This is a genomic window from Pseudomonas sp. Leaf58 (assembly GCF_003627215.1).
Lineage (GTDB): Bacteria > Pseudomonadota > Gammaproteobacteria > Pseudomonadales > Pseudomonadaceae > Aquipseudomonas.
This window is the reverse complement of the sequence record NZ_CP032677.1, coordinates 4,838,289-4,864,517: the sequence shown is the minus strand read 5'-3', so window position 1 is coordinate 4,864,517 and position 26,229 is coordinate 4,838,289. Positions and strand designations below refer to the sequence as shown.

Annotated in this window: 24 protein-coding genes; 18 read left to right on the top strand and 6 right to left on the bottom strand. The window is 63.7% G+C overall.

Annotation, left to right across the window (positions count from 1 at the left end):
- Positions 1-181 precede the first annotated feature (181 nt).
- The 9 genes from DV532_RS22640 (at position 182) to DV532_RS22600 (ending at position 9,404) form a co-directional block, all read left to right on the top strand.
- Complete coding sequence (locus DV532_RS22640; RefSeq protein WP_056794656.1) at positions 182-799, top strand: NUDIX domain-containing protein; 618 nt, start codon at positions 182-184, stop codon at positions 797-799.
- Positions 790-1,242 carry a DUF1249 domain-containing protein gene (locus DV532_RS22635; protein ID WP_027592506.1) on the top strand — a complete coding sequence of 151 codons (453 nt, stop codon included), beginning with the start codon at positions 790-792 and terminating at the stop codon, positions 1,240-1,242. Before DV532_RS22640 ends, DV532_RS22635 begins: the two co-directional genes overlap by 10 nt.
- Positions 1,243-1,255: 13 nt before the next feature.
- Entirely contained in the window at positions 1,256-2,056 is an 801-nt protein-coding gene (cpdA, locus tag DV532_RS22630) for a 3',5'-cyclic-AMP phosphodiesterase (RefSeq protein WP_120715374.1), read from the top strand.
- Positions 2,057-2,203: 147 nt separating this feature from the next.
- The gene (locus DV532_RS22625) at positions 2,204-2,812 is read left to right on the top strand and encodes a YqiA/YcfP family alpha/beta fold hydrolase (protein ID WP_056794659.1); all 609 of its coding nucleotides are present in this window, start codon (positions 2,204-2,206) and stop codon (positions 2,810-2,812) included.
- A 35-nt stretch (positions 2,813-2,847) separates the two neighbouring features.
- Entirely contained in the window at positions 2,848-4,752 is a 1,905-nt protein-coding gene (parE, locus tag DV532_RS22620; RefSeq protein WP_056794660.1) for a DNA topoisomerase IV subunit B, read from the top strand.
- Positions 4,749-5,735, top strand: coding sequence for an esterase-like activity of phytase family protein (locus DV532_RS22615; RefSeq protein ID WP_056794662.1), 987 nt, complete (start codon positions 4,749-4,751; stop codon positions 5,733-5,735). Before parE ends, DV532_RS22615 begins: the two co-directional genes overlap by 4 nt.
- Positions 5,732-6,250, top strand: a complete 519-nt coding sequence (locus tag DV532_RS22610; protein WP_056794664.1) for a TIGR02281 family clan AA aspartic protease — start codon at positions 5,732-5,734, stop codon at positions 6,248-6,250. The genes DV532_RS22615 and DV532_RS22610 overlap by 4 nt, the downstream gene beginning before the upstream one ends.
- A 10-nt stretch (positions 6,251-6,260) precedes the next feature.
- The gene (gene parC / locus DV532_RS22605) at positions 6,261-8,519 is read left to right on the top strand and encodes a DNA topoisomerase IV subunit A (protein ID WP_056794666.1); all 2,259 of its coding nucleotides are present in this window, start codon (positions 6,261-6,263) and stop codon (positions 8,517-8,519) included.
- 174 nt (positions 8,520-8,693) lie between these two features.
- Entirely contained in the window at positions 8,694-9,404 is a 711-nt protein-coding gene (locus DV532_RS22600) for a membrane integrity-associated transporter subunit PqiC (RefSeq protein WP_056796648.1), read from the top strand.
- Positions 9,405-9,504: 100 nt separating this feature from the next.
- Here the strand turns inward: DV532_RS22600 and DV532_RS22595 are convergent, their stop codons facing one another.
- On the bottom strand, positions 9,505-10,962 hold the full coding sequence (locus DV532_RS22595) for an AhpA/YtjB family protein (protein ID WP_056794668.1): 1,458 nt from the start codon (positions 10,960-10,962) through the stop codon (positions 9,505-9,507).
- 133 nt (positions 10,963-11,095) lie between these two features.
- Here DV532_RS22595 and serB point away from each other — a divergent pair, with 133 nt between their 5' ends.
- On the top strand, positions 11,096-12,310 hold the full coding sequence (gene serB, locus DV532_RS22590; RefSeq protein WP_056794670.1) for a phosphoserine phosphatase SerB: 1,215 nt from the start codon (positions 11,096-11,098) through the stop codon (positions 12,308-12,310).
- Between the two features lie 330 nt (positions 12,311-12,640).
- Here the strand turns inward: serB and asd are convergent, their stop codons facing one another.
- From asd to DV532_RS22575, 3 genes are read right to left on the bottom strand one after another with little or no spacing between them, the layout of a single operon-like run.
- Positions 12,641-13,504: an archaetidylserine decarboxylase gene (gene asd / locus DV532_RS22585; RefSeq protein ID WP_056794672.1), complete on the bottom strand. Its 864-nt coding sequence runs from the start codon at positions 13,502-13,504 to the stop codon at positions 12,641-12,643.
- Between the two features lie 9 nt (positions 13,505-13,513).
- Positions 13,514-14,323 carry a rhodanese-like domain-containing protein gene (locus DV532_RS22580; protein WP_056794674.1) on the bottom strand — a complete coding sequence of 270 codons (810 nt, stop codon included), beginning with the start codon at positions 14,321-14,323 and terminating at the stop codon, positions 13,514-13,516.
- A gap of 44 nt (positions 14,324-14,367) precedes the next feature.
- Entirely contained in the window at positions 14,368-15,903 is a 1,536-nt protein-coding gene (locus DV532_RS22575) for an HDOD domain-containing protein (RefSeq protein WP_056794676.1), read from the bottom strand.
- 130 nt (positions 15,904-16,033) lie between these two features.
- Here DV532_RS22575 and motA point away from each other — a divergent pair, with 130 nt between their 5' ends.
- Together motA and motB are read left to right on the top strand one after the other, a co-directional pair.
- Entirely contained in the window at positions 16,034-16,885 is an 852-nt protein-coding gene (gene motA / locus DV532_RS22570) for a flagellar motor stator protein MotA (RefSeq protein WP_056794677.1), read from the top strand.
- A gap of 3 nt (positions 16,886-16,888) precedes the next feature.
- Positions 16,889-17,911 (top strand): flagellar motor protein MotB, encoded by a 1,023-nt coding sequence (gene motB, locus DV532_RS22565; RefSeq protein ID WP_056794679.1) that lies wholly within the window; start codon positions 16,889-16,891, stop codon positions 17,909-17,911.
- Positions 17,912-17,968: 57 nt separating this feature from the next.
- On the opposite strand, the gene rsgA is transcribed toward motB, so the two are convergent.
- Positions 17,969-19,000: a small ribosomal subunit biogenesis GTPase RsgA gene (gene rsgA / locus DV532_RS22560; RefSeq protein ID WP_056794681.1), complete on the bottom strand. Its 1,032-nt coding sequence runs from the start codon at positions 18,998-19,000 to the stop codon at positions 17,969-17,971.
- A gap of 141 nt (positions 19,001-19,141) precedes the next feature.
- Between rsgA and orn the strand changes: the two genes are divergently transcribed.
- On the top strand, positions 19,142-19,684 hold the full coding sequence (orn, locus tag DV532_RS22555; protein ID WP_056794683.1) for an oligoribonuclease: 543 nt from the start codon (positions 19,142-19,144) through the stop codon (positions 19,682-19,684).
- Between the two features lie 99 nt (positions 19,685-19,783).
- The gene (locus DV532_RS22550; RefSeq protein WP_056794685.1) at positions 19,784-20,395 is read left to right on the top strand and encodes a trimeric intracellular cation channel family protein; all 612 of its coding nucleotides are present in this window, start codon (positions 19,784-19,786) and stop codon (positions 20,393-20,395) included.
- Positions 20,396-20,436: 41 nt separating this feature from the next.
- On the opposite strand, the gene queG is transcribed toward DV532_RS22550, so the two are convergent.
- Complete coding sequence (gene queG / locus DV532_RS22545; RefSeq protein ID WP_056794686.1) at positions 20,437-21,501, bottom strand: tRNA epoxyqueuosine(34) reductase QueG; 1,065 nt, start codon at positions 21,499-21,501, stop codon at positions 20,437-20,439.
- 65 nt (positions 21,502-21,566) lie between these two features.
- On the opposite strand from queG, the gene DV532_RS22540 reads away from it, so the two are divergent.
- From DV532_RS22540 to mutL, 4 genes are read left to right on the top strand one after another with little or no spacing between them, the layout of a single operon-like run.
- Positions 21,567-22,427: an NAD(P)H-hydrate dehydratase gene (locus DV532_RS22540; RefSeq protein ID WP_056796651.1), complete on the top strand. Its 861-nt coding sequence runs from the start codon at positions 21,567-21,569 to the stop codon at positions 22,425-22,427.
- Positions 22,428-22,435: 8 nt separating this feature from the next.
- Positions 22,436-22,888 carry a tRNA (adenosine(37)-N6)-threonylcarbamoyltransferase complex ATPase subunit type 1 TsaE gene (tsaE, locus tag DV532_RS22535; protein ID WP_372340011.1) on the top strand — a complete coding sequence of 151 codons (453 nt, stop codon included), beginning with the start codon at positions 22,436-22,438 and terminating at the stop codon, positions 22,886-22,888.
- Between the two features lie 11 nt (positions 22,889-22,899).
- Positions 22,900-24,330 carry an N-acetylmuramoyl-L-alanine amidase gene (locus tag DV532_RS22530; protein ID WP_056794689.1) on the top strand — a complete coding sequence of 477 codons (1,431 nt, stop codon included), beginning with the start codon at positions 22,900-22,902 and terminating at the stop codon, positions 24,328-24,330.
- Complete coding sequence (mutL, locus tag DV532_RS22525; RefSeq protein WP_056794691.1) at positions 24,330-26,228, top strand: DNA mismatch repair endonuclease MutL; 1,899 nt, start codon at positions 24,330-24,332, stop codon at positions 26,226-26,228. Before DV532_RS22530 ends, mutL begins: the two co-directional genes overlap by 1 nt.
- Position 26,229 lies beyond the last annotated feature (1 nt).

Here is a 26,229-nt window from a genome sequence, read left to right as displayed (position 1 = left end):
ACAGGGAAAAGTCGGCCTTTGACCGTCTGCGCGGCCTTCAGTTCGCCACTAAGCTAACAGAGTGAAGACGGACTGTCCCGAGTGCGCGAACGGTTGCCGGAAAGGGATGAAACGGGCAAGCGTGCAGAGTAGGATGGCGCGATGCGGTCATTGTGCGGTTGATGTAGCAACGAGGGTTTCCATGTCTGACACGTTGAATTCGGTACCCAAGGCGTTCGAGATCGCCGAGCGGGCCAACTGTTTCCAGGGCTTCTACAAGCTCGACAAGGTGCGCCTGCGCCACGAACTGTTCGCTGGCGGCTTGGGCCGCGAAATCAGTCGCGAGCTATTTGTGCGTCACGATGCCGTGTGCGTGCTGCCCTACGATCCGCAGCGCGATGAAGTGGTGCTGATCGAGCAGTTCCGCGTCGGTGCCATGGACAAAGTTGATAACCCTTGGTTGATCGAGATGGTCGCCGGGCTGATCGACAAGGACGAACAACCTGAAGAGGTTGCCCACCGTGAAGCCGAAGAAGAAGCTGGCCTCACCTTCAGTGCCCTGTGGCCGATGACCCGTTACTTCCCGTCGCCCGGCGGCAGTGACGAATACGTCCACCTGTTCCTAGGCCGTTGCACCAGCGAGGGCGCAGGCGGGCTGCATGGCCTGGAAGAAGAAGGTGAGGACATTCGCGTGCGCGTGTGGTCGTTCGAGGATGCCTTGCAGGCGGTGCGCGACGGGCGCATCTGCAATGCAGCGACCATCATCGGCCTGCAATGGCTGGCGCTGAACCGTGATGAAGTACGAGGTATGTGGAAGTGAACCTGTTGCGCGAGCGTTATCGGGTCGACCTGGTTGGGCTGCAGGCAGCCTGCGAGGCCAACTACGCCCGGCTGATGCGCCTGTTGCCAGACATGCGCACCACCCAGAGCTCGCGCCGCATCGGCATGACCCAGGGCGACCAAATGCTCGGCGTGCTGGTGCTCGATGTGGTGCTGGCCTGCCCGTACACCACCACTTTGCATGTGCGCCAGGAGCACAGCTTGCCGTGGCTGCCGGTGCCGCATCTGGAAGTGCAGGTGTACCACGATGCGCGCATGGCCGAAGTGGTCAGCGCGGAACATGCCCGGCGCTTGCGCAGTATCTACCCCTATCCCAACGCCGGTATGCACCAGCCAGATGAAAAGGCCCAGCTCAACCTGTTCCTGGGTGAGTGGTTGAGCCACTGCCTGGCGTGTGGCCATGAACTGGCCAGTGTTCGCTGAAAGGAGATGGCCGTTGCTACGCCCTGATTCATCCCGCCCTGTGCATGTGCTCCAACTGACCGATGCTCACCTGTTCGCCGCGCCGACAGGCACCATGCTCGGGCTCAATACCCGTGACAGCCTGCATCATGTGGTGGCGCAGGCGCTGCGCGAGCAAGCGCATACCGACCTGTTGTTGTGCACCGGGGACCTGTCCCAGGACGCCAGTGTGGCGTCGTACCAAGCGTTCCGAGACCTGACCGCGCCGTTTGGCGTAGCCACCCGCTGGTTGCCGGGCAACCATGACGAGGCCAAGGTCATGGCCCAGGTGGCGCCTGAGCTGGTACAAGCGGTGACCGATATCGGCGCGTGGCGCATCGTCATGCTCGACACCGCAGTGCCGGGGGCGACGCACGGGCTGTTGGCGGATGATCAACTGGTACTGCTGGACGCGGCTTTGAGGGGCGCAGACGAGCGGCATTGCCTGGTGTGTTTACACCATCAGCCGGTGGACATCGGTTGTGCCTGGATTGCGCCGATCGGCTTGCGCAATGCCCAGGCCTTGTTCGCTATCATCGAAGGTTATCCACAGGTGCGCGCGTTGCTATGGGGGCATGTGCACCAGGAATGGGATGAAGTGCGCGCGGGGCGGCGCCTGCTGGCCACGCCGTCGACCTGTATTCAGTTCGCCGCTGGCAGCGAGGACTTTGCGGTAAGCGAGGAGCAACCGGGGTATCGCTGGTTGCGCCTGCATGCCGACGGGCGGTTGGAAACCGGGGTAGAGCGAGCGTTGGATTTCGAGGTCAAGCTCGACTTCGATAGCCCCGGGTATTGAACATTGTGGGGCCGCTGAACGCACCGGCGCTGTTGAAGAAATTGTTGCGAAACCCGTGACACTGCGTCAAAACCCGGCGAACGCGCTACACTGCGCGTCCCTGCGCCCGCCTCACCGGGCGCGAAGCCACAGATTACCGGGGGCAGCATGTCGGGTTCCATCCTCTATATCCATGGCTTCAACAGTTCACCGCTGTCGACCAAGGCACGCCAGCTCGAGGCGGTCATGCAACAGCTCGGCCTGGCCGACCAGTTGCGGCTGCCCGCCCTGCATCACCACCCGCGCCAGGCCATCACCCAGCTCGAAGCGGCCATTGCCGAACTTGGCGCGCCACTGCTGGTAGGCAGTTCGCTCGGCGGCTACTATGCCACCCATCTGGCCGAGCGCCACGGCCTCAAGGCCTTGCTGGTCAACCCGGCGGTAACCCCGCACAAGCATTTCGACGGTTACCTAGGCACCCAGCGTAATTACTACAGCGGAGAAACCTGGGAACTGACCCACGATCACGTGCAGGCCCTGGCCGAGCTGGAAGTCCCTGCCCCAGTGGACGCCAGCCGTTATCAAGTGTGGCTGCAAACTGCCGATGAAACCCTGGACTACCGCCACGCCGAGCGTTATTACCGTGCCTGTGCCCTGCGCATCCAGGCCGGGGGCGACCACAGCTTCCAGGGCTTCGCCGAGCGCCTGCCAGCCCTGCTGGCCTTCGCCGGCATTGCCCGCGGGCAGTACGCAGCAATCGATTTTTCTGTATTTTGACTTTCCTGCATTCACCAGACTGACGACGAGACCCTATGGCCAATCCCAGCGCTAGCGCCTATAACGCAGACGCCATCGAAGTCCTCTCGGGCCTTGACCCGGTTCGTAAGCGGCCGGGCATGTACACCGATACCAGCCGCCCGAACCACCTGGCCCAGGAAGTTATCGACAATAGCGTCGACGAAGCCTTGGCCGGGCACGCCCGCTCGGTGCAGGTCATCCTGCATGCCGACCACTCGCTGGAAGTCAGCGACGATGGCCGCGGTATGCCCGTGGACATCCACCCGGAAGAGGGCGTGTCCGGGGTGGAACTGATTCTTACCAAGCTGCACGCCGGCGGCAAGTTTTCCAACAAGAACTACCAGTTCTCTGGCGGCCTGCACGGTGTCGGTATCTCGGTGGTCAATGCCCTGTCGACCCAGGTGCGCGTGCGCGTCAAACGGGACGGCAACGAATACCAGATGACTTTCGCCGATGGCTTCAAGGCCAGCGAGTTGGAAGTGGTCGGCTCGGTTGGCAAGCGCAACACCGGCACCAGCGTTTACTTTAGCCCTGACCCTAAGTACTTCGATTCGCCCAAGTTCTCCGTCAGCCGCCTCAAGCACGTGCTCAAGGCCAAGGCCGTGTTGTGCCCGGGCCTGCTGGTCAGCTTTGAGGACAAGGCCAGCGGCGAAAAGGTCGAATGGCATTATGAGGACGGCCTGCGCTCCTACCTGGTCGATGCGGTCAGCGAGTTCCAGCGCCTGCCAGACGAGCCATTCTGCGGCAGCCTGGCCGGCAACAAGGAAGCCGCAGACTGGGCGCTGCTGTGGTTGCCTGAAGGTGGCGACAGCGTGCAGGAAAGCTACGTCAACCTGATCCCCACCGCCCAAGGCGGCACGCACGTGAACGGCCTGCGCCAAGGCCTGCTGGATGCCATGCGCGAGTTTTGCGAGTTCCGCAACCTGCTGCCGCGAGGGGTGAAGTTGGCGCCGGAGGACGTCTGGGAGCGCATCTCTTTCGTGCTCTCGATGAAAATGCAGGAGCCGCAATTCTCTGGGCAGACCAAAGAGCGCCTGTCGTCACGCGAGGCCGCGGCCTTCGTTTCCGGTGTGGTCAAGGACGCCTTCAGCCTGTGGCTCAACGCGCATCCCGAGTTGGGCATGCAGCTGGCGGAGCTGGCCATCAGCAACGCCGGCCGTCGCCTGAAGGCTAGCAAGAAAGTCGAGCGCAAGCGCATCACCCAGGGCCCGGCACTGCCCGGCAAGCTGGCCGACTGCGCCGGGCAGGACCCCATGCGGGCCGAGCTGTTCCTGGTTGAGGGTGACTCGGCCGGTGGCTCCGCCAAACAGGCGCGGGACAAGGAATTCCAGGCGATCCTGCCGCTGCGCGGCAAGATCCTTAACACCTGGGAAGTGGACGGCGGCGAAGTGTTGGCCAGCCAGGAGGTGCACAACATCGCCGTAGCCATCGGCGTCGACCCCGGTGCTACTGACCTTGCGCAACTGCGCTACGGCAAAATCTGCATCCTCGCCGACGCCGACTCCGACGGCCTGCACATTGCCACACTGCTGTGTGCACTGTTTGTCCAGCATTTCCGTGCGCTGGTCGAGGCCGGGCATGTCTATGTGGCCATGCCGCCGCTGTACCGCATCGACTTGGGCAAGGAAATCTACTACGCCCTCGATGAAGCCGAGCGTGACGGCATCCTCGACCGCCTGGTGGCCGAGAAGAAGCGCGGCAAGCCGCAGGTCACCCGCTTCAAGGGCCTGGGGGAGATGAACCCGCCACAACTGCGTGAAACCACCATGGACCCGAACACCCGGCGCCTGGTGCAGCTGACCCTGGACGATGTGCAGGCCACCTGCGAGCTGATGGACAAGCTGCTGGCCAAGAAGCGCGCCGGTGATCGCAAGAGCTGGCTGGAAACCAAGGGTAACCTGGCCGAGGTCATGGTTTGATTCGGCTGCTTCTGGCGGCCTGTCTGGCGCTGGTTGCCCTGCCGAGCCTGGCGGGCAACTGGCCAGAGCTGAAACTCAGTGCCGAACACCCCGTCGAGGGTATGCGCGGCGGCAACCTGTCAGGCCTTGTGGAATGCCGGGGCGCGTTGTGGGGGGTGTCCGATCGGGACGACGACCGCATCTATCGCCTCGACCAGCAAAACCCCACCTGGCGGGCGCAGCCGCTCACCTTCACCGCGCCAGCGGTGCCGGAGAGCGGTCTGCCGTGGGGCTTGAAGTCGCGCAATTGGGCGGCCTCGTATATTCGCGGTGGCGAACTGGACTTTGAAGGCATCACCTGCGACCAGGCGGGCAACCTATACCTGGTCAGCGAGGCCCATGCCGCCGTGCTGCAATTGCCGGTGGACGGCGGGGCGGATTGGTTGAAGATTGACCCGGCCATGGTCCGCCAGGCCCGGGCCAGCGGTATGCTGTTGAACTTCAATGCCTTGTTCGAGGGCCTGGCAATCAGCCCGGCGGGTGATCGCCTGTGGCTGGCCGCTGAGCGCGAGCGGCGCGGCCTGGTCGCCATTGAGCGCCAGCAGTCGTTATGGACTTGCGGGCGCAGTTGTGTGCTGCTGAGCGAAGCAGGGGTCGAGCAGCAGCCGGCGCAAATGCCCAATGCCCGGGCACTGTCGCGCGATTTCTCCGACCTGGCCTGGTTTGAAGGCAAGCTGTTCACCCTCGAGCGCAACGCCTACCGAGTCTGCCGGCGTGACGCTGACAGCGGCGTGGTCGAGCGTTGCTGGTCGTTCGCTGCCGATGCGCTGGTTGAGTCGCGCCGTTACGAACAGCCGTTTGGCCTGGCTGAGGCCCTGGTGATCGATGCCAAGGGTGCCTGGGTTGGCCTGGACAACAACAACGGCGCGCGTGCCGATGGCGAGACACGCCCGATCGTGTGGCGCTTTGATGCGCCGCAAGGCGGTTGGAGCGCCAAGCCATGAGCCTGGCGCCGGGTAAGCGAGCGGGCAAGGTACTGATGCTCGTCGCCTGGGCGGCGGCGTTGTTCCTTGCCACGCGCTTCTTCGGCCAATGGGAAGACCGCCAGCGCAACCCTAATGCACAGGTACAGTCATCGCATGGCGAAGGCTTTATCGAGGTGCGCCTGTTGGGTAACGGCCAGGGCCACTTCGTGCTAGATGGCGCGATCAATGGCCAGGTGGTGCATTTCATGCTCGACACCGGCGCTACCGACGTGGCCATCCCCGAAGCATTGGGCCGCGAGCTGGGCCTGGCGCGCGGCAGCCCGGTGCAGCTCAGTACCGCCAATGGCCGTACCGAAGGCTACCGGACGCGCCTGGCCAGCCTGCAACTGGGCGATATCCGCCTACAGGACGTGCGCGCCATTGTGGTGCCGGGCTTGGACGGGCAAACCGTATTGTTGGGCATGAGTGCCCTGAAACAACTTGAATTTACCCAGCGCGGCGGCACCATGTTGCTGCGCCAGAACCTGAAATGACGAGGCCCGCATGAGCGACTCACTGGAACTCAGCCTGGACGGCGTCGAACGCCGCTCGCTGGCTGACTTCACCGAACAGGCCTACCTCAACTATTCCATGTACGTGATCATGGACCGCGCCTTGCCGCACATCGGCGATGGCCTGAAGCCGGTGCAGCGACGCATCGTCTACGCCATGAGCGAGTTGGGGCTCGATGCCGATGCCAAGCACAAAAAATCGGCACGTACCGTCGGTGACGTGCTCGGCAAATTCCACCCCCACGGCGATTCGGCCTGCTATGAGGCCATGGTACTGATGGCGCAGCCGTTCAGCTACCGCTATACCCTGGTCGACGGCCAAGGTAACTGGGGTGCGCCGGACGATCCGAAGTCGTTCGCTGCGATGCGTTACACCGAGGCGCGGTTGTCGCGCTACGCCGAAGTGCTGCTCAGCGAAGTGGGCCAGGGTACCGTGGACTGGGTGCCGAACTTCGACGGCACGCTGGAAGAGCCAGCCGTGCTGCCAGCGCGCCTGCCCAATATCCTGCTCAACGGTACCACCGGTATTGCGGTGGGCATGGCCACTGACGTGCCGCCGCACAACCTGCGTGAGGTGGCCAGTGCCTGCGTGCGTCTGCTTGACGAGCCCAAGGCCACCATCGAGCAATTGTGCGAGCACATTCAGGGGCCGGACTACCCGACCGAGGCGGAGATCATCACCCCGCGGGCCGAGATCCTCAAAATGTACGAAAGCGGCCGCGGCTCGATTCGCATGCGCGCCGTATACCGTGTCGAGGATGGCGACATCGTCGTGACTGCGCTGCCGCACCAAGTCTCCGGGGCCAAGGTGCTGGAGCAGATCGCCGCGCAGATGCAGGCCAAGAAACTGCCGATGGTGGCCGACCTGCGTGACGAGTCGGACCACGAGAACCCCTGCCGTATTGTCATCATCCCGCGCTCCAACCGCGTGGACGCCGACGAGCTGATGCAGCACCTGTTCGCCACTACCGACCTGGAAAGCAGCTACCGGGTCAACGTCAATATCATCGGGCTTGATGGCCGGCCGCAGTTGAAGAACTTGCGCGCGCTATTGGTGGAGTGGCTCACGTTCCGCACCCAAACCGTTCGTCGTCGCCTGCAGCATCGCCTGGACAAGGTGGAGAGGCGCCTGCACTTGCTGGACGGCTTGCTCACCGCCTTCCTCAACCTGGATGAAGTGATCCACATCATCCGCACCGAGGAACACCCCAAGCAGGCCCTGATCGCCCGCTTCGAGCTGACCGAGATTCAAGCCGACTACATCCTCGAAACCCGCCTGCGTCAGCTGGCGCGCCTGGAAGAGATGAAGATCCGCGGCGAACAGGACGAATTGCTCAAGGAACAAGCCAAGCTGCAGGCCCTGCTGGGCAGCGAGGCCAAGCTACGCAAGCTGGTGCGCAGCGAGCTGATCAAGGATGCCGAAACCTACGGCGACGACCGCCGCTCGCCGATCGTCGAGCGCGCCGAAGCCAAGGCCCTGTCGGAAAACGAGCTGATGCCGACCGAGCCGGTGACCGTGGTGCTGTCGGAAAAGGGCTGGGTGCGCTGCGCCAAGGGCCACGACATCGACGCCACCGGCCTGTCGTACAAGGCCGGCGATGGCTTCAAGGCAGCCGCCGCCGGGCGCTCCAACCAGTTTGCCGTGCTCATTGACTCCACTGGCCGCAGCTACTCACTGGCGGCCCACAGCCTGCCGTCGGCGCGTGGCCAGGGTGAACCCCTGACCGGCCGCCTGACGCCGCCCCCAGGGGCTACTTTTGAATGCGTGCTGCTGCCAGAGGACGACGCGCTGTACGTGGTGGCCTCGGATGCCGGTTACGGCTTTGTGGTAAAGGGTGAAGACCTGCAGGCTAAAAACAAGGCCGGCAAGGGCTTGCTCAGCCTGCCCAATGGGGCCAAGGTCATGACCCCGCGCCCGGTAGCCAACCGCGAGGAGGACTGGCTGGCAGCGGTGACCACCGAAGGGCGCCTGCTGGTGTTCAAGGTCAGCGACTTGCCCCAGCTGGGCAAAGGCAAGGGCAACAAGATTATCGGTGTGCCGGGCGACCGGGTGGCAAGCCGAGAAGAGTTTGTGACCGATTTGGCCGTGATTGCCGAGGGCGCGACCCTTGTATTGCAAGCCGGCAAGCGTACCCTATCTCTGAAAGGGGACGACTTGGAGCATTACAAGGGCGAGCGGGGACGGCGTGGCAGCAAGCTACCGCGCGGGTTCCAGCGGGTCGATAGTTTGCTGGTGGAAGTGCCAGCGTAGCCCGTTGAAATGTCTGGAACGGCAATTTCAGCGCCGTTCCAGGCAGAAATGCTGGAGTCGGACGGTTATTTCGCGGATGATATGGCCCTTGCGGTGCCGGCGTGGCCGTGTGCCCGATTGAATCTATACATGTATCACTGCGGTTGGCCTGTTGGCGACCGCCTGGATGGGATGATGAAATTTCTGCGCCTTCCATTTGCGCTGTTGATGACTGGCTTGCTGGGCCTTGGCGGGTGCACCATGCACCAGCCGGTTGCCCTGTACCAGCTCGACAGTGGTGATCCTGGCCAGCCTTCGCAGAGTGCGGGCATGGCCGTGGTGCTCGGCCCGGTATCGGTGGCCGATTACCTGCAACGCGAAACATTCCTGCAGCGCCAAGCCGATGGCAGCCTGAGTTCGGCGATCGACGGTCGTTGGGCGGGTAGCCTTTCGTCGGACATCGACCAACTGCTGGTACGTCAGCTTGCCTGGCGCCTGGACAGCCAGCGCGTGGTGCTGGCCCCGGCTACCCCCGGTTTCAGTCCGGATGTTCAGGTGCTGCTTTCGATCACTCGCCTGGACTCGGGCAAAGACCAGCCAGCCATCCTTGATGCCCAGTGGCGCCTGCTGGACCGCCGTGGCCATGTGCGTGACAACCGTATCATTCACCTCGAGCAGCCGCACCAGGGGAGTGAAGCATCGCAGGTGCAGGCCCAAGGCCAATTGCTGCAGAAACTGGCCGAACAGCTGAGCACGGCGGTGAAGCCGCTGGCGAACCAGCCGGCAATTGCCGAAGAGTCGCCTAAAAAAGCCGCTGCGCCGGTGCAGGTGAAGAAGGCGCCGGAGAAATCCAAGATCCCGATGGCTGCGCCGATTCGTACCGATATGGAAGTCTATCGGTTCTGATCGAACCAGATACAAAAAAGCCCGCATCGTTGCGGGCTTTTTTGTATCTGCAATAAACCTGCCGGAAGGTTGGCGCGGTCCCTGTAGGGGCGTATGTCTGTCAGGCCCTACGCTCGTGCATCCGCGCTAACTGGCGTTCCAGCATCGACGGGTAGGGCTCCATCAGCCGTTCCACGCAGCAGGCGCCTTCCGGGCTGGCAATTGGGCGAATGCGCGCGCGCTGGCGAATAAGCGTGTCGTCGCTGATCTGCCGCTCCACCAGCAACAGGTTGCGGCTGTGCTGCGACAGCGCCAGGGCGTCCTGGGCCTTTTCGGCCATCAGCAGGTCCACCAGCTCCAGCCCCTGCAGGTCGTTGCCCAGGGCTAAGCCCAGTTGCAGTTGTAGGGTGATGCCGCTGTCCGCTACTTCGATTTGCAGCGCGTGGCCTAGGGCGCGCAACAGCTCGCCGCAGCAAATGGCGTTGGTCAGGTAGTCCTCGCCACAGTCGCGGCTGTGAAACAGAACCAAGGTGCTGCCGTCATTGAGCGTGTGGGTTTCGCCGTCGTAGAGCGAGGCGGCGTGTTCAAGGCAATCGCGATAGCGCTCGGTCAACTCGGTCAGGCGCGTGCGTGGCAGGCGTCGCAGCTGTTCCTGCGAGCCCAGTTGCACGGCGAGCACTGCACTGAATTGTGGCTCGTCGGACTCGACCACGGCAGCCTTGGGTGTGTGATCGTCGTCCAGCAAGCCGGCGAAGGCTTCGTCATCATCTTCATCAACCGGGGCGGCAACCTTGGCGCGTGGCGCGGCTTTCACTGGCTGGGCCGGTTCGTGCAGGTCGTCGAAGTGCTCGTCGTCCTCTTCCTCAGGCTCTGGCTCTGGCGGCGGCGGCGGGGCCAGGCGCGCATGCAGCTGGCGGGCGATATCGCCGATCTCGTCCTGGCGGTCGGTGGCCGGGGTATAGGGTTGCGGGTCGCGCAGCCACACCCGCAGTTGCAGCAGTGGCAGGGTGATGAAGCGGCCTTGGCGCAGGCTTAGAGTCAGGGCCAACACCAGCAGGATGGCGGCAAGGATGCCCATGCTCTGCAGGCTGATCAGCATCGGTTGCTGGAACTGGCTCATGTCCAGGCTGATGCGCAGTTGCCCGGCGGTCACGTCCTGAAAGGTGATCTTGGTCTGGTACAGGCCTTCGGCCTCGCCCAGCAGGCTGTTGCGCGGGCGTTGGCCTGCTTCGGCAAGGATGCGGTTGTCCACGCTGTAGATCGCCGCATGGGCCACCAACGGGTTTTTCACCAGGTTGCCGAGCAGCACGTTGAGGCTGAGGATGTCGTTGGACACCAGCAGCTCGGTCGCCGAGGTGGCCGTCTGGGTGGTCAGGCTCTGGCCTAGAGCATCGGCCTGTTCGTGCATGGCCTGCTTGAACTGCAGGCCCATCACGCAGGCATAGATCACCAGTGCCAGCGCCACCAGGAAGATGTTGGTGCAGGCGATACGCAGTGCCAGCGGCACGCGACGTTGACTCAGGGCGCGATAGATCATCAGGAAGAAGTTGTCTGGTTTGACGGGCGTGGGCCGGTTCACTGAGCTCGGCTCTTAATGGCATGAAGTGGGGGCAGTATAGCGAGCCGGGTTTTGTCGGCAAAGTATCGTTGGCGCCCGATGGTCATGGAAAATCGGTAGAATGCGCATTTTTCATCGAAGTCGGAGCCAGGTTGTGCGCGAAATCGTCCTGATCAACATCACCGGTGAGGACCGTCCCGGTCTCACTGCGGCCATCACCGGCGTCCTGCTGCAGGGCGGTGTGAGCATTCTCGACATCGGTCTGGCAGTTATGCACGGCACCTTGTCGTTCGGCATCCTGGTCGATATCCCAGACAACGAAGTGGCCACCGGCTTGCTGCAAAGCGTGCAGGCCAAGGCCCATGAGCTGAACCTGCAGGCCCGCTACACGCCGATTTCCGAGGCGGACTACCAGCACTGGGCCGACGGCCAGGGCGAGGCGCGCCATATCGTCACCCTGCTTAGCCGCAAGATCACCCCCGAGCAGTTGCAGCGGGTGAGTGCGGTGATCAGCCACTACGGCTTGACCATCGAGCGCATCGAGCGCCTGTCGGCCCGTGTGGCACTGGATGCAGAAACCGACAAGGGTAAGGCAGCCGTCGAGATTTCCGTGCGTGGCGTGCCAAGCGACGCCCAGGCCCTGCGCGCCGACTTCTTTGCTTTGGCCGAAGAGCTGAGCATCGATATCGCTTTCCAGAAGGACGACCTGTTCCGCCGCAACCGCCGCCTGGCGGTGTTCGACATGGACTCGACGCTGATCGAGGCCGAAGTCATCGACGAACTGGCCAAGGCTGCGGGTGTGGGTGAGCAAGTGGCGGCGATTACCGAACGCGCCATGCGTGGCGAGCTGGATTTCCGCGCCAGTTTCAAGGAGCGCATGGCCCTGCTCAAGGGCCTGGACGTGGGCGTGCTGGACGAGATCGGTGCGTCGTTGCGCCTGACCGAAGGCGCCGAGAACCTGTTCGCCGAGCTTAAGCGCCTGGGTTATAAAACCGCGATCCTGTCCGGTGGCTTCACTTACTTTGCCCGCCAGGTGCAGGCGCGCCTGGGCATCGATTATGTGTTCGCCAACGAGTTGGAGGTGGTCGACGGCAAGGTGACTGGCGTTGCTGTGGAGCCAATCGTCGACGCCCAACGCAAGGCCGAGCTGCTGCAGAAGCTGGCCAGCGAAGAAGGCTTGCAGCTGGAACAGACCATTGCCGTCGGTGACGGTGCCAACGACTTGCCGATGCTGTCGCTGGCCGGGCTGGGTGTGGCGTTCCGCGCAAAACCGCTGGTGCGCCAGTCGGCCAAGCAGGCGATTTCCACCTTGGGGCTGGATGGGGTGCTTTACCTGTTGGGCTTGCGCGACCGCGATGCGCGCGGCTGATTCGCCGTTGGATTTTCGGCGCCTGTGAGATCGAGCGCCGCCCGCGCGGCGCTTCGCGGGGCAAGCCCGCGCCCACATTTGTTGCAACGTGCCGAACCTGTCAGGCCATGGTTGTCAGCCTTGTGAGGCTGGCTGAAGTTCTGAGTTAGCCTCGCTGCCGCCTCAATTGTCTCAAGCCATGCACCAAGGCTGACAACGCCTCTCCCACAGGCATGGCCACGTTGCAACAAATGTGGGAGCGGGCTTGTCCCGCGAAGCGCCGCGCGGGCGGCGCTCGATCTCACAGGCGCTAAATAAACCGCGCCAGCCACTTCAAAGCAAAAACCGCAATCAAGCCTGCGCAGGCGCCGCCAACTGCTGCCCCATACGCACAGCAGAACCTGCACCCAGGCTCTCAGCCCATTTCACCTGCTCCGGCCCAAACAGCACGATGGCGGTCGAGCCCAGCTTGAAGCGGCCCAGCTCGGCACCTTTCTCCAGGTGGATAGGCGCACGGCTGGCTTCGTCGTAGCGGAAGGTCTTCAGCTCACGCTTGGGCGGCGTCACCAGCCCGGCCCAGACGGTTTCGATCGAGGCGACAATCATCGCGCCAACCAGCACCACGGCCATCGGCCCGCGTTCGGTATCGAACAGGCAGACCACGCGCTCGTTGCGGGCGAACAGCTCGGGGACGTTCTCTGCGGTGGTTTGGTTGACCGAGAACAGACGGCCCGGCACGTAGACCATTTCGCGCAAGGTACCGGCCAGCGGCATGTGCACGCGGTGGTAGTCCTTAGGCGACAGGTAGATGGTGGCGAATTCGCCGCCCATGAACGGCGCGGCCATCGCCGGGTCGCCGCCCAGTAGCTCCTGGGCGCTGTAACCGTGGCCCTTGGCCTGGAAGATGCGGCCGTGCTCAATTGGGCCAAGCTGGCTGACGGCACCGTCGGCAGGGCACAGGATGGCGCCTGGGGTTTCGTCCAGCGGACGAGCGCCCGGCTTCAGGGCACGGGTGAAGAACGCATTGAAGTGCTCATAGGCGCTCAGGTCTTCGACCAGGGCTTCGCTCATGTTCACTTGATAGCGCTTGGCGAACCAGGCGGTGAAAGCGTTTTTGAACCAGCGCACACGGCACTCGGCGACGCAGCCGGCCAGCCGCGATAGCAGGTGGTGCGGCAGCAGGTACTGGCTGATGATGAACAAACGGGATTTCATGCAGGTTCCTTAAACTTCTACAGGCGTGTCCGGGTGGTTGCCCCATTCGCTCCACGAGCCGGCGTAGGCCTTGACGCGTGGGTAGCCGAGGGCCTTGGCCACCAGGTAAGTGAAACCGGAGCGGCGGTGGGTCTGGCAGTGGGTGATCACTTCCTTGTCGGGGGTGATGCCCAGGTTCTGCAGGACTTCGGCGATGTCCCGGCGGATGCGCAGGTGGTCGTTGAGGTCCATACCGGCCGTCCACTCGAAGTTGATCGCGCCGGGAATGTGGCCGCCCTTGGCTGCCAGTACTTTCTCGCCGCTGAATTCCTGCGGGCCGCGAGCGTCCCAAATGACCAGGTCATCGGCGCCAAGGCGGCTTTGCAGGTATTCGCGGGTGGCGGTGGGCGCGCTGTCGATGTGCAGCTGCACCGGTGTGCTGCCGTTGGCGGGCACTTCGGTGGAGAGTTTGTCTGCCGGCCAGGCCTGGATGCCGCCGTTGAGGTAGTGATAACCCTTGTGGCCGATCACGTCGAGCAGCCAGATGAAGCGCCCGGCCCAGCCACCGCCCTCGTCGTCATACACCACATACACAGCATCGTCGCGGTGGCCAAGTTCGCTGAACAGTTTTTCCAGCTCGCCTTGGGCCGGCAGCAGGCCCGGTGCGGGAGGGTGGCCGAGCTGGGTACGCTTGCCTTCGACGAAGCGTGCGCCCGGGATATGCCCGCTGACATAGCGGTTGGCGCTGCTCAGGTCGACCAGGATCAGCTGGGGTGAACCCAGGCGTGGCAGCAGATCTGCGGCTTCGATCACCAGCGGCAGGCCGGAAAAGTCAGTCATCCACGGTCTCCAGTGTGGAAAGAGGGGCGATTGTAGCGCAAGGCTCAGGCTTTGCGGTTGGCAAACACCGACAGCGCCCGCTCGGTGCATTGGGCGGTCTTGCCGAAGGCTTGTACGCTGATATCGGCCAATGGCCGGCAGCCTTGGTCGGCCACTATCAGCATCAGCACTTGGTCGTTCACCGCCAGCGAACGCAGCAGCACGTGCTCGCTGCGGAACAAGGCACGCAGCGGGGCCGGCAGCAGGGCTGAGAACTGGCTGTGGTTTTCCGGGGTGATGCGCAATTGCCCGGCCTGGGCCAGCAGCTTTTGCAGCAGTTTGTTCTGTGACACCTGCAGGGCCAGGGCCCCGGCTTCCTTTGGCAGGCCGGCAAGTTGCTGCACCCGAAGGTAGTCGCTGGCCTTGTCCAGGCTCAGCAGCAGGATGCGCTGCATGCCGCAGGCCAGCAGGGCTTCGAGCGCCTGGGTGGCCAGGTGCACGGTGTTGGTGAACGGGCTGGGCTGGGCCAACAGGTGCTGGCACAGCGTGCGCCAGCGCGCCAGGTCGTCGCTGTTGGGCGGTGGCGGTGCCAGCATGTCCGGGTGGGGGCGGCGCTGGTGCCAAGGCCAGATCAGCGCTTCGGCCGGGTGGAACAGGGCATGCTGGGCGTGGCGTCGGGCGCTGGCCGCAGCCTGCTGGTGCACCTGCTGCTGCACGTCTTCCAGCGAGGTTTGCAGGTACAGTGCGGTCAGCAGCTGCCAGCGCAGCAGGTGCGGGTTGTCCCAGCCCACCTGGGCTGCCAGGGCCAGGTTATTGGCCAGCAGTACGGTATTGGCCGGCTGGTTGAACCAGCGGCGCAGGCCGGGCTCAGCGTCCAGGCGGTGCTGCTGGCTGAGCAGGTCCTGGTCGCGGGCGATGTTGAGCACCTGCGCCAGTTGTTCGCGCTCCTCCAGCAGCAGGCGGTAACCCTGGGTCACCCACTGTGGCAGGCGCCAGTACTCCGCCATGGTCTGGCACAGCGCCATGATCCGCACGCCAAACAGCTCTTCCTCGACATGGGCGGCGTCTTCACCCTTGTGGATAACCCGCAGCTCCCAGCTATCGAGCAGCTTGGGGTAGGCCAGCGCCAGGGGCCATAGTGGCGACAGAAACAGCAGGCTGCCCCAGTGAATTTCCTGCCAAAGCCGTGCCAGGCGGCTGGCGAACAGGCCGCTGGCCTGCTGCGAGGCGTGCTGGCTGATTAGCTGGAACTGGCACAGCACTGGTGGTATCTCTTCGACGGGCACCACCGGCAGGCGCTTGAGCAGTTGTTCGCTGCGCTCCAGGCCCAGGCGGTTAAGGGCAACCTCCAGGCTCTCGGCCGGTTCGGCCAGGCTGGCATTGGTGGGGTGGTTGGCTTCGCGCATCACCGAAAGCACCAGCGCCGGGCTGTCCTGCATCAGTTCGGCGATATCGCGCAGCGAGCGGCGGCTATCGTGGATGGCAGCCATGACCCGGTCGTAGCTGGGCTTCGGCACGGGGATGCGGACACTCTCCAGCAGCTTTACCCAGGCCTCTAGCGTACGTGGGGCTTGAGCAGGCACCTTGGTTTCGATTGGCATTTTGACATCAGTCCGAACTGGCTTTTCGCAATGAGTGGCTATAGTCTGGCGCAGTTCTGCCGATAAGTAGAAGAAGAGTTTTAAAGCTCCCGTCTCTTCCCCTGACCACGACAGCAAGTGCTTTGAACCTATGGCTAAAATTATCGGCATCATCGTCGTATTCGCGAGCGTGCTCGGCGGATACGTGCTCTCCCACGGCAAGATCGCGGCGCTGATCCAGCCGTTCGAAGTACTGATCATCGGCGGTGCGGCCTTCGGTGCATTCCTGCAGGCCAACCCTGGCCACATGACCATGCACGTCATCAAGAAGTCGATGAAGATGTTCGGCTCGCGCTTCAGTCACGCCTTCTACCTGGAAGTGCTGGGCCTGGTGTACGAGATCCTCAACAAGAGCCGCCGTGAAGGCATGATGGCCATCGAGGCCGATATCGAGGACGCCGCGGCCAGCCCGATCTTCGCCAAGTACCCAACGGTGCTGGCCGATGAGCGCATGACCGCGTTCGTCTGTGACTACCTGCGCATCATGTCCACTGGCAACATGGCCCCGCACGAGCTCGAGGGCCTGTTCGACATGGAACTGCTGAGCATGAAGGAAGAGCTGGAGCACCCGTCCCATGCGGTGACCGGCATCGCCGACGGCATGCCCGGCTTCGGTATCGTCGCGGCGGTACTGGGTATCGTGGTAACCATGGCCTCGCTGGGCGAGGGCGACCAGGCGGCTATCGGCATGCACGTAGGTGCAGCGTTGGTCGGTACCTTCTTCGGTATTCTGGCGGCCTATGGCTTCTTCGGCCCGCTGGCCAAGTGCCTGGAGCACGATGCCAAGGAAGAACTGAACCTCTACGAGTCGATCAAGGCTTCGCTGGTGGCCTCGGCCTCGGGCATGCCGCCTTCGTTGGCGGTCGAGTTCGGGCGCAAGGTGCTGTATCCGAGGCACCGCCCAAGTTTCGCCGAGCTGGAACAAGCAGTACGCGGTCGCTGAGTCATGGAAAACAATCAGCCGATAATCATCAAGCGCGTCAAGCGCTTTGGCGGCGGCCACCATGGCGGCGCCTGGAAAATCGCCTTTGCCGACTTCGCCACTGCGATGATGGCGTTCTTCCTGGTGCTGTGGTTGATGTCGACGGCCACCCCTGAGCAGAAGATCGCCATTGCAGGTTATTTCCAGGACCCGATCGGCTTCTCCGAAAGTGGCACGCCCTATGTCATTGACTTGGGTGGCTCGCCCGAGATGGCGCCAGACAAGACCATCAACCCGGAGGTGAAGACCCAGCCGACGCAGCAATCCCCCACTCAACTGAGTAAGGACCAGGTCGAGACCATGGCCGAACAGGTCGAGCGCGAGCGCCTGGAGTTGCTGCTGCAAGAACTGCAGAACAAGGTGGAAGAGAACCCGCAACTGCAGAAGTTCAAGGATCAGATCCTGTTCGAGATCACCCAAGACGGCCTGCGCATTCAGATCATGGATGCCGAAAACCGGCCGATGTTCGACATTGGCAGCGCGCGCCTGCAGCCTTACTTTGAGGACATCCTGTTGGCCATGGCCGACACCATCAAGGCGGTGCCGAACAAGATCAGCATCAGCGGCCACACCGATGCCAAGCCGTACGCCGGCAGTGGTGAGTTCGGCAACTGGGAGCTGTCGGCCAACCGTGCCAACGCTGCACGCCGTGCGTTGGTGATGGGTGGTTACCCGGATGGCCAGGTGGCGCGAGTGGTGGGTTATGCCTCGTCGTCGCTGTTCGATCGCGAGGACCCATTCAACCCGGTCAACCGCCGTATCGACATCATTGTGCTGACCAAGAAGGCCCAGCGCGACATCGAAGGCGAACAGGGCGCCCCGGAAGCGCCGGCAGCAGCACCTGCGGCGCCGGGCGCTGCGGCACCGGCTGCGCCAGGGGCCGGCGCCGGCCCCGAGCAAGTGCCTATGCAGCCGCGCGAGCTACGCCAGAAGCTGAACATCTTCGAAGAGGGGACGCTGAAGATGGATGAGGCCAAGGAGCAGTAACCCCTACGGGATCGCGCTATAGCTGAAGCTGGCGCGGAACCTGTGGAGGCGGTTAGGTCAGTAGGCGTCTTCCGGCAGGCTGGCGATGATCGAGCGATAGCTGTTCATCCGTTGCGGCTTAATGCGCCCCTCATCCAGCGCCTTGAGCAGTGCACAGCCCGGTTCGCGGTCATGCTTGCAGTCGCGGAAGCGGCAGGTGCCGAACAGGTCGCGGAACTCGATGAAACCATCTTCTACATCATCACGGCTGACGTGACCAAGGCCGAACTCACGAATGCCCGGCGAGTCGATCAGGTCACCACCGTTGGGGAAGTGGTACAGCCGCGCGGTGGTGGTGGTGTGGGTGCCCTGGCCAGACCACTCCGACAGGTCGCCGACACGGGTGCCGGCATCTGGCAGGAGGCTGTTGACCAGCGACGACTTGCCTACCCCCGACTGGCCCACGAACACGCTGATGTGGCCGTCGAGCATCTGCTGTAGGCGCTGCATGCCGTCACCCTGGTGTGCCGACACTTCCAGCAGCGGGTAGCCCAGCTCGCGGTAAACCTCCAACAGCGCATGCAGGCCTGGGCCGTTCTCGGCATTGATCAGATCGGCCTTGTTCAGCAGCAGCAGCGGGCGAATGCCAGCGTGCTCCGCCGCCACCAGATAACGGTCGATCAGGTTGGGGTGCGGTTCGGGCGCGGGTGCGAAGACGATCACGATCAGGTCGACGTTGGCCGCCACCGGCTTCAGCTGACCATGGTTGTTCGGCCGGCACAGTTCGGTGCTGCGCGGCATTTGCGCAACGATCACGCCAATGCCTTGGTTGCCGGCGCGCCATACCACGCGGTCGCCGGTCACCAGTGCTGGCAGGTTGGCGCGCAAGTGGCAGCGGAACACCTGGCCCGCGGCTTCGCCGTCCTGGGCCTCGACTTCTACCTGTACGCCGAAGTGGGCAATCACCAGGCCCAGTTGCTCCGGCCCCAGGTCGCCACCCTCCAGCTCCTGCAGCGCGTGCTGCTCGCGTTTGGCGGCGCGCGCGGCGCGCTCGCCCTGGATTTTTTCGATTCGCCAGTTCTGGCGGCGATTGAGCTGGCGTTTGGCCATGAAGGTTCCGTGGTGGGGCAGGTTGAAAACGGCAGGCAGTTTAACACGCCAGGCGGTGCGCCATCGCGCTTACCTTCGCGCCGCGAATGGGCGTGTTTGTAGCACTACGCTAATATGACGGCCTATACGAGGAGCCCCTGCATGCAAAACCCACAGAACCTGATCTGGATCGACTTGGAAATGACCGGCCTGGACCCGGACAGCGACGTCATCATCGAGATGGCTACCATCGTCACCGACAGCGAGCTGAACACCTTGGCCGAAGGGCCGGTGATCGCCATTCACCACAGTGACGATGTGCTGGCGCGCATGGACGAGTGGAACACCCGCACCCATGGTGCATCGGGCCTGACCCAGCGCGTGCGCGAGAGCAAGGTCAGCATGGCCGACGCCGAGGCGCAGACCATTGCCTTCCTCGAACAGTGGGTGCCCAAGGGCAAGTCGCCGATCTGCGGCAACAGCATCTGCCAGGACCGCCGCTTCCTTTACCGTCACATGCGTAGCCTGGAAAACTACTTCCACTACCGCAACCTGGATGTGTCGACCCTGAAGGAGTTGGCCGCGCGCTGGGCGCCGAGCGTGCGTGACAGTTTCAAGAAGGGTAATACCCACCTGGCGCTGGACGATATCCGCGAATCGATCGCCGAGTTGCGCCACTACCGCGAGCACTTCATCAAGGTGTAAGCCGCAAGGGCGCAGATATTGTGTCTGCGCCCCCTTTTGGTGCCATGGGCAACTGGTTAGACTGCGCGCCTTTCTCGCACGCCCCCACGGACCCGCACCATGTTGTTGATGCTCTACCTCATCGCCATCACCGCCGAAGCCATGACCGGCGCGTTGTCTGCCGGTCGCCGCGGCATGGATTGGTTCGGCGTGGTGTTGATCGCCTGCGTCACTGCCCTGGGTGGCGGCTCGGTGCGCGACGTGCTGCTCGGGCACTACCCGCTGACTTGGGTGAAGCACCCGGAGTACCTGGTGCTGACCAGTTGCGCGGCGCTGCTGACTATTTTCATCGCGCCGATGATGCGCCGCCTGCGCTCGCTGTTCCTGGTGCTCGATGCCCTGGGGCTGGTGGCGTTTACCCTGATTGGCTGCATGACCGCGCTGGAGATGGGGCAAGGCATGCTGGTCGCGTCTATCAGCGGAGTGATCACCGGGGTGTTTGGCGGGATCTTGCGGGATATCTTCTGCAACGACATTCCGCTGGTGTTTCGCCGTGAGCTGTACGCCAGCGTGTCGTTTGCAGCGGCGTGGTTTTACCTGGGGTGTGTGCACTTCAATGTGCCGGCGGAGCAGGCGATGCTGCTGACCTTGTTCGGCGGGTTCCTATTGCGGTTGCTGGCTATTCGGTTCCATTGGGAAATGCCCAAGTTCCACTACAACGACCAGCAGTGAGGCTAACGCTCTTACAAGGGCGTACCAGCTTTCTACCGCACCTATTGAATGCCGTGCTGGGCCAGCGCCCACTGCACGTGTTCGCGCACTAGCTCCGAAGCATCTTCACGCCGCGCCTTCAGCGCTTCGATCACCGGGATCGTCGAAGGCGCATTGCCCAACCCCACCGCCAGGTTGCGTAACCAGCGCTCATACCCCGCCCGCCGTAGCGGCCCACCCTCCGTCTTGCGCAAGAAAGTCCTTTCATCCCACAGGAACATCTCTGCCAGCTCGGCATTCTCCAGGCCGTGGCGTGGCTGGAAGTCCTGTTCTTGGCTGTGCTTGGCAAAGCGGTTCCATGGGCAGACGATCTGGCAGTCATCGCAACCGAACACCCGGTTGCCCATCTTCGCGCGCAGTTCCACAGGAATGGGACCGCGCAGCTCGATGGTCAGGTACGAGATGCAGCGCCGTGCGTCCAGCACATAAGGCCCGACGAATGCCTGGGTTGGGCAGATGTCCAGGCAGGCCTGGCAACGCCCGCAATGTTCGCTGGTACTGGCTTCGTCCACTGGCAGCGGCAGGTCGACGAACAGCTCGGCGAGGAAGAAGTAGCTGCCCGCCTTGCGGTTAAGCAGCAGGGTGTTCTTGCCGATCCAGCCCAGCCCGGCCTGCTCGGCCAGGGCCTTTTCCAGCACCGGGGCGCTGTCGACGAAGGCGCGGTAACCGAACGGGCCAATGGCCTCCTGGATGCGGTCAGCCAGGAACTGCACGCGCTTGCGCACCAGCTTGTGATAATCCCGGCCCAACGCGTAGCGCGACACATAGGCGGTTTCTGGTTGCGCCAGGCGCTGAGCCATCTGCGTGTCGCCGGGCAAATAGTCCATGCGCAGCGAGACCACGCGCACCGTGCCGGGGATCAACTGCTCGGGGTGTGCGCGTTTGCTGCCGTGGGCGCCAAGGTATTCCATCTCGCCTTGGTAGCCGGCGTCGAGCCAGCGCTGCAAGTGGTTTTCGTGTTCGCCAAGGTCGACCCCGGCGATGCCAACGTGGGCAAAGCCGAGTTCTTGGCCCCAAATCTTGATGGATTGGGCCAGTTGGGCGAGGTCAGGCGTGCAGGTGGGCATGGATGGGCAAGGCAATACGGGCTCAGGTGCGTATAATTCTGCCAGACATTGGAGCCTTTGACCCCATGCCGCAGACCAAACACCCTGGCAATGCCCCGCAACTGCTCAGCAGCGTGACCGTCGCACACTTGCCGGCGCGGCATGCGCATGCCCATAAAAGCGACTTCGGCCACGTGCTGGTGGTCGGCGGCGACCTCGGTACCGGGGGCGCCGTGCTGCTCAGTGCCGAAGCAGCCCTGCGCTGTGGCGCCGGGCTGGTTAGTGTGGCGACCCGGCCCGAGCATGTCGTCGCTGGCCTGGCTCGCATGCCCGAAACCATGTGTTTGGGGGTGGCGTCGGCCAACCAGTTGATGGGCCTGCTGGAGCGCGCTTCAGTGCTGGTGGTAGGCCCTGGCCTGGGGCAGGCGGCATGGGGCCGCAGCCTGCTGTCGGCGGTGGCCAATGCCGAGCGCCCGCAGGTGTGGGATGCCGATGCCCTGAACTTGCTGGCGCGCATGCCGCTGGCCCTACCCAGTGGCAGCATCCTTACCCCGCACCCGGGAGAGGCGGCGCGCCTGCTGGGCGTTGCCACCGAGGCGGTGCAGGCCGACCGCCCGGGCGCTGCGCGTAAACTGGCGCGCCGCTACAACAGTGTTTGCGTGCTCAAGGGCGCCGGGACGCTGGTGGCCGACCCGGCCGGGCGGCTGCTGCTGTGCGAGCGCGGCCACCCGGCAATGGCCGGTGCTGGCCTGGGCGATGTGCTGACTGGCGTGCTGGCAGCGTTGCTGGCCCAAGGCCTGGACGCCTGGAGCGCCGCTGGCTTGGGGGTTTGGCTGCACGCCTGTGCGGGCGAGCGCCTGGGGGTAAAAGGTAGAGGCCTGGCGGCCAGTGATCTGGCGCCGGTCATTCGTGAGTTGTTGGAGGAGCATTCTGCGTGTCTGGCTTAAACCTGTTTCTGGCCGATGAAGCCGCAACGGTCAAATTCGGCGCACAACTGGCCGAGGTGACCAGCGGTCACGGCGTGATTTTTCTGGAAGGTGACCTGGGCGCGGGCAAAACCACGCTGTCACGTGGCTTGATCCGTGGCCTGGGCCATACTGGCGCAGTGAAAAGCCCGACCTTTACCGTGGTTGAACCCTACGAAATCGGTGAGGTGCGGGCTTTCCATTTCGACCTGTATCGCCTGGTCGATCCGGAAGAGCTGGAGTTCATGGGCATTCGTGACTATTTCGAGGGCGACCCGCTGTGCCTGTTCGAGTGGCCAGAAAAGGGTGCGGGCGTTTTGCCAAAGCCTGACCTGACCATTACCATAAGCCCCCAAGCGGGCGGACGCTCGCTGAACCTTTCGCCGCAGGGGGCTCGCGGCGAGGCCTGGTGCGTTGCACTGGCCGAACACTATAAACAGTAAGTGGGGTAGGTATGCGCATACGCGCACTGGTCGCCATCGTTGGGCTGCTGCTGACAACGGTGACCGTTGACGCTCTGGCCGTCACTCAAGTCAAGAGCGTGCGCCTGTGGCGCGCGCCAGACAACACGCGGCTGGTTTTCGACCTGTCTGGCCCCGTGCAGCACAGCGTTTTTACCTTAAGCGCACCTGATCGCCTGGTTATCGACATCAATGGCGCGACCCTGGCTGCGCCATTGAACGTTGCTACGTCCAACACACCGATCACCAGCGTGCGTTCGGCCCAGCGCACCCCAACCGACCTGCGCGTGGTGGTTGACCTGAAAAAGTCGGTCACCCCGAAAAGCTTCACCCTGGCGCCTAATGCCCAGTACGGCAACCGCCTGGTGGTCGACTTGTACGATCAGGAAGCCGACGCAGTCGCCGCCACCGCGCCACCACCCGCGCCTGCGCCGGTGCAAACGCCTGCGACAACGCCGGCGGTACCTGTGAGCCCTGCCCAGCCCGCCATCAAGTTGCCGCCCGTGCCAAGCGGCAAGCGTGACATTGTGGTCGCCATCGATGCCGGCCACGGCGGTGAAGACCCGGGTGCCTCCGGTTCGCGTGGCCAACATGAAAAAGACATCGTGCTGCAGATTGCCCAAGAGCTGCAGCGCCAGATCAACAGTGAGCGGGGCTTCCGCGCCGAGCTGACGCGTACTGGCGATTACTTCATCCCGCTGCGCAAGCGCACCGAGATCGCCCGCAAGAAAGGCGCCGACCTGTTTGTCTCGATCCACGCCGACGCTGCGCCGTCCAAGGCGGCCTTTGGTGCCTCGGTGTTCGCTCTGTCCGACCGTGGCGCCACCTCCGAGACCGCACGCTGGCTGGCGGATACGGAAAACCGCTCCGACCTCATCGGCGGTGCTGGCAATGTCAGCCTCGACGACAAGGACCGCATGCTGGCAGGCGTGCTGCTTGACCTGTCGATGACCGCAACGCTCAGTTCCAGCCTCAACGTCGGGCAGAAAGTGCTGGGTAACATGGGTCGCATCACCTCGCTGCACAAGCAGCGTGTGGAGCAGGCAGGCTTCATGGTGCTCAAGTCGCCAGACATTCCGTCCATCCTCGTTGAAACCGGGTTCATCTCCAACGCCAACGAGGCGGCCAAGCTTGCCACGCGCAGCCACCAGCAGGCCTTGGCGCGCTCGATCCATACCGGCGTGCGTCAGTTCTTCCAGCAGAACCCACCGCCTGGCACCTACATCGCCTGGCTGCGTGATACCGGTAAGATCGCCGCCGGCCCGCGTGAGCACACGGTGCGCCCTGGTGAAACCCTGGCGATGCTGGCTGTGCGCTATCAGGTCAGTGTGGCCAGCCTGCGCAGCACCAACAGCCTCCAGACCGATGAGCTGAAGGTTGGCCAGCGCCTCGATGTACCCGCCACCACCCTGGCCGCGCAATAATGAGTGGGGGTTCACGCATTCAGCTGCTCAGCCCGCGGCTTGCCAACCAGATTGCCGCCGGCGAGGTTGTCGAGCGGCCGGCCTCGGTTGCTAAAGAGCTGCTGGAAAACAGCTTGGACTCCGGTGCTCGGCGCATCGATGTGGAAGTGGAGCAGGGCGGTGTCAAACTGCTAAAGGTGCGGGATGATGGCAGCGGTATTTCTGCTGACGACCTGCCGTTGGCCTTGGCCCGTCACGCCACCAGCAAAATCCGCGAACTGGAAGACCTTGAAGGCGTGATGAGCCTGGGCTTTCGGGGTGAGGCGCTGGCCTCGATCAGCTCGGTGGCGCGCCTGACCATGACCTCGCGCACGGCCAGTGCCAGCGAAGCCTGGCAGGTCGAAACCGAAGGCCGTGACATGACCCCGCGCGTGCAGCCTGCCGCGCACCCGGTTGGCACCTCGGTGGAGGTGCGCGACCTGTTCTTCAATACCCCGGCCCGCCGCAAGTTCCTCAAGGCCGAGAAAACCGAATTCGATCACCTGCAGGAAGTCATCCGCCGGCTGGCTCTGGCCCGCTTCGACGTTGCCTTCCACCTGCGTCACAACGGCAAGAGCATCCTCAGCCTGCACGAAGCCCACGACGAAACCGCCCGGGCGCGGCGGGTGGGTGCTATTTGCGGGCCGGGCTTCCTGGAGCAGGCGCTGCCAATCGACGTCGAGCGCAACGGCCTGCGCCTGTGGGGCTGGGTTGGCCTGCCGACCTTCTCGCGCAGCCAGGCAGACCTGCAGTACTTCTTCGTCAATGGCCGAGCGGTGCGCGACAAGTTGGTCGCCCACGCCGTGCGCCAGGCCTACCGTGACGTGCTGTTCAATGGTCGGCACCCAACCTTCGTGCTGTTCCTGGAGCTGGAACCCAACGGTGTCGACGTCAACGTGCACCCGACCAAGCATGAAGTGCGGTTCCGCGAGGGGCGCTCGGTACACGATTTTCTGTACGGCACCCTGCACCGTGCCTTGGCCGATGTGCGCCCCGAAGACCAGTTGGCTGCGCCGGCCGCCGTGCCGGAGCTGGCCCGCCCCACCGGGCAACAGGCGGGTGAGTTTGGCCCGCAGGGCGAAATGCGCCTGGCCTCGCCGGTGCTGGAGCGGCCTCCGGCGCCGCAGCATGCTATCGCCAATGGCGGCAGTGGCGCCGGCTACCAATATCAGTACAGCCCACGGCCTTCGCAACCGTTGCCGGCCGCTGAAGCGCAGGCGCTGTATCGCGAGTTTTACAAGCCCATGAGCGAGGGTGTGGCGGTGCCTTCGTCGCTGCCCGAAAGCCAGGGCGATATCCCACCGCTGGGTTATGCCATGGCCCAGCTCAAAGGTATTTACATCCTCGCCGAGAATGCTGTCGGCCTAGTGCTAGTGGACATGCATGCCGCCCATGAGCGCATCATGTACGAGCGCCTGAAGGTGGCGATGGCCAGCGAAGGCCTCAGCGGCCAGCCGCTGCTGGTGCCCGAAACCCTGGCCCTCAGCCAGCGTGAAGCCGACTGCGCCGAGGAGCACGCACAGTGGTTCCAGCGCCTGGGCTTCGAGCTGCAGCGCCTGGGCCCGGAGACCTTGGCTATCCGCCAGATTCCGGCCTTGCTGAAGCAGGCCGAAGCCAATCGCCTGGTGCAGGATGTACTCGCCGACCTCATGGAATATGGCACCAGCGACCGTATCCAGGCGCACCTCAACGAACTGCTCGGCACCATGGCCTGCCACGGCGCGGTGCGCGCCAACCGGCGCTTGGCGATCCCCGAAATGAACGCCCTGCTGCGCGACATGGAAAACACCGAGCGCAGCGGCCAGTGCAACCATGGCCGTCCCACCTGGACCCAGATGGGCCTGGACGACCTGGACAAACTTTTCCTGCGCGGTCGATGAA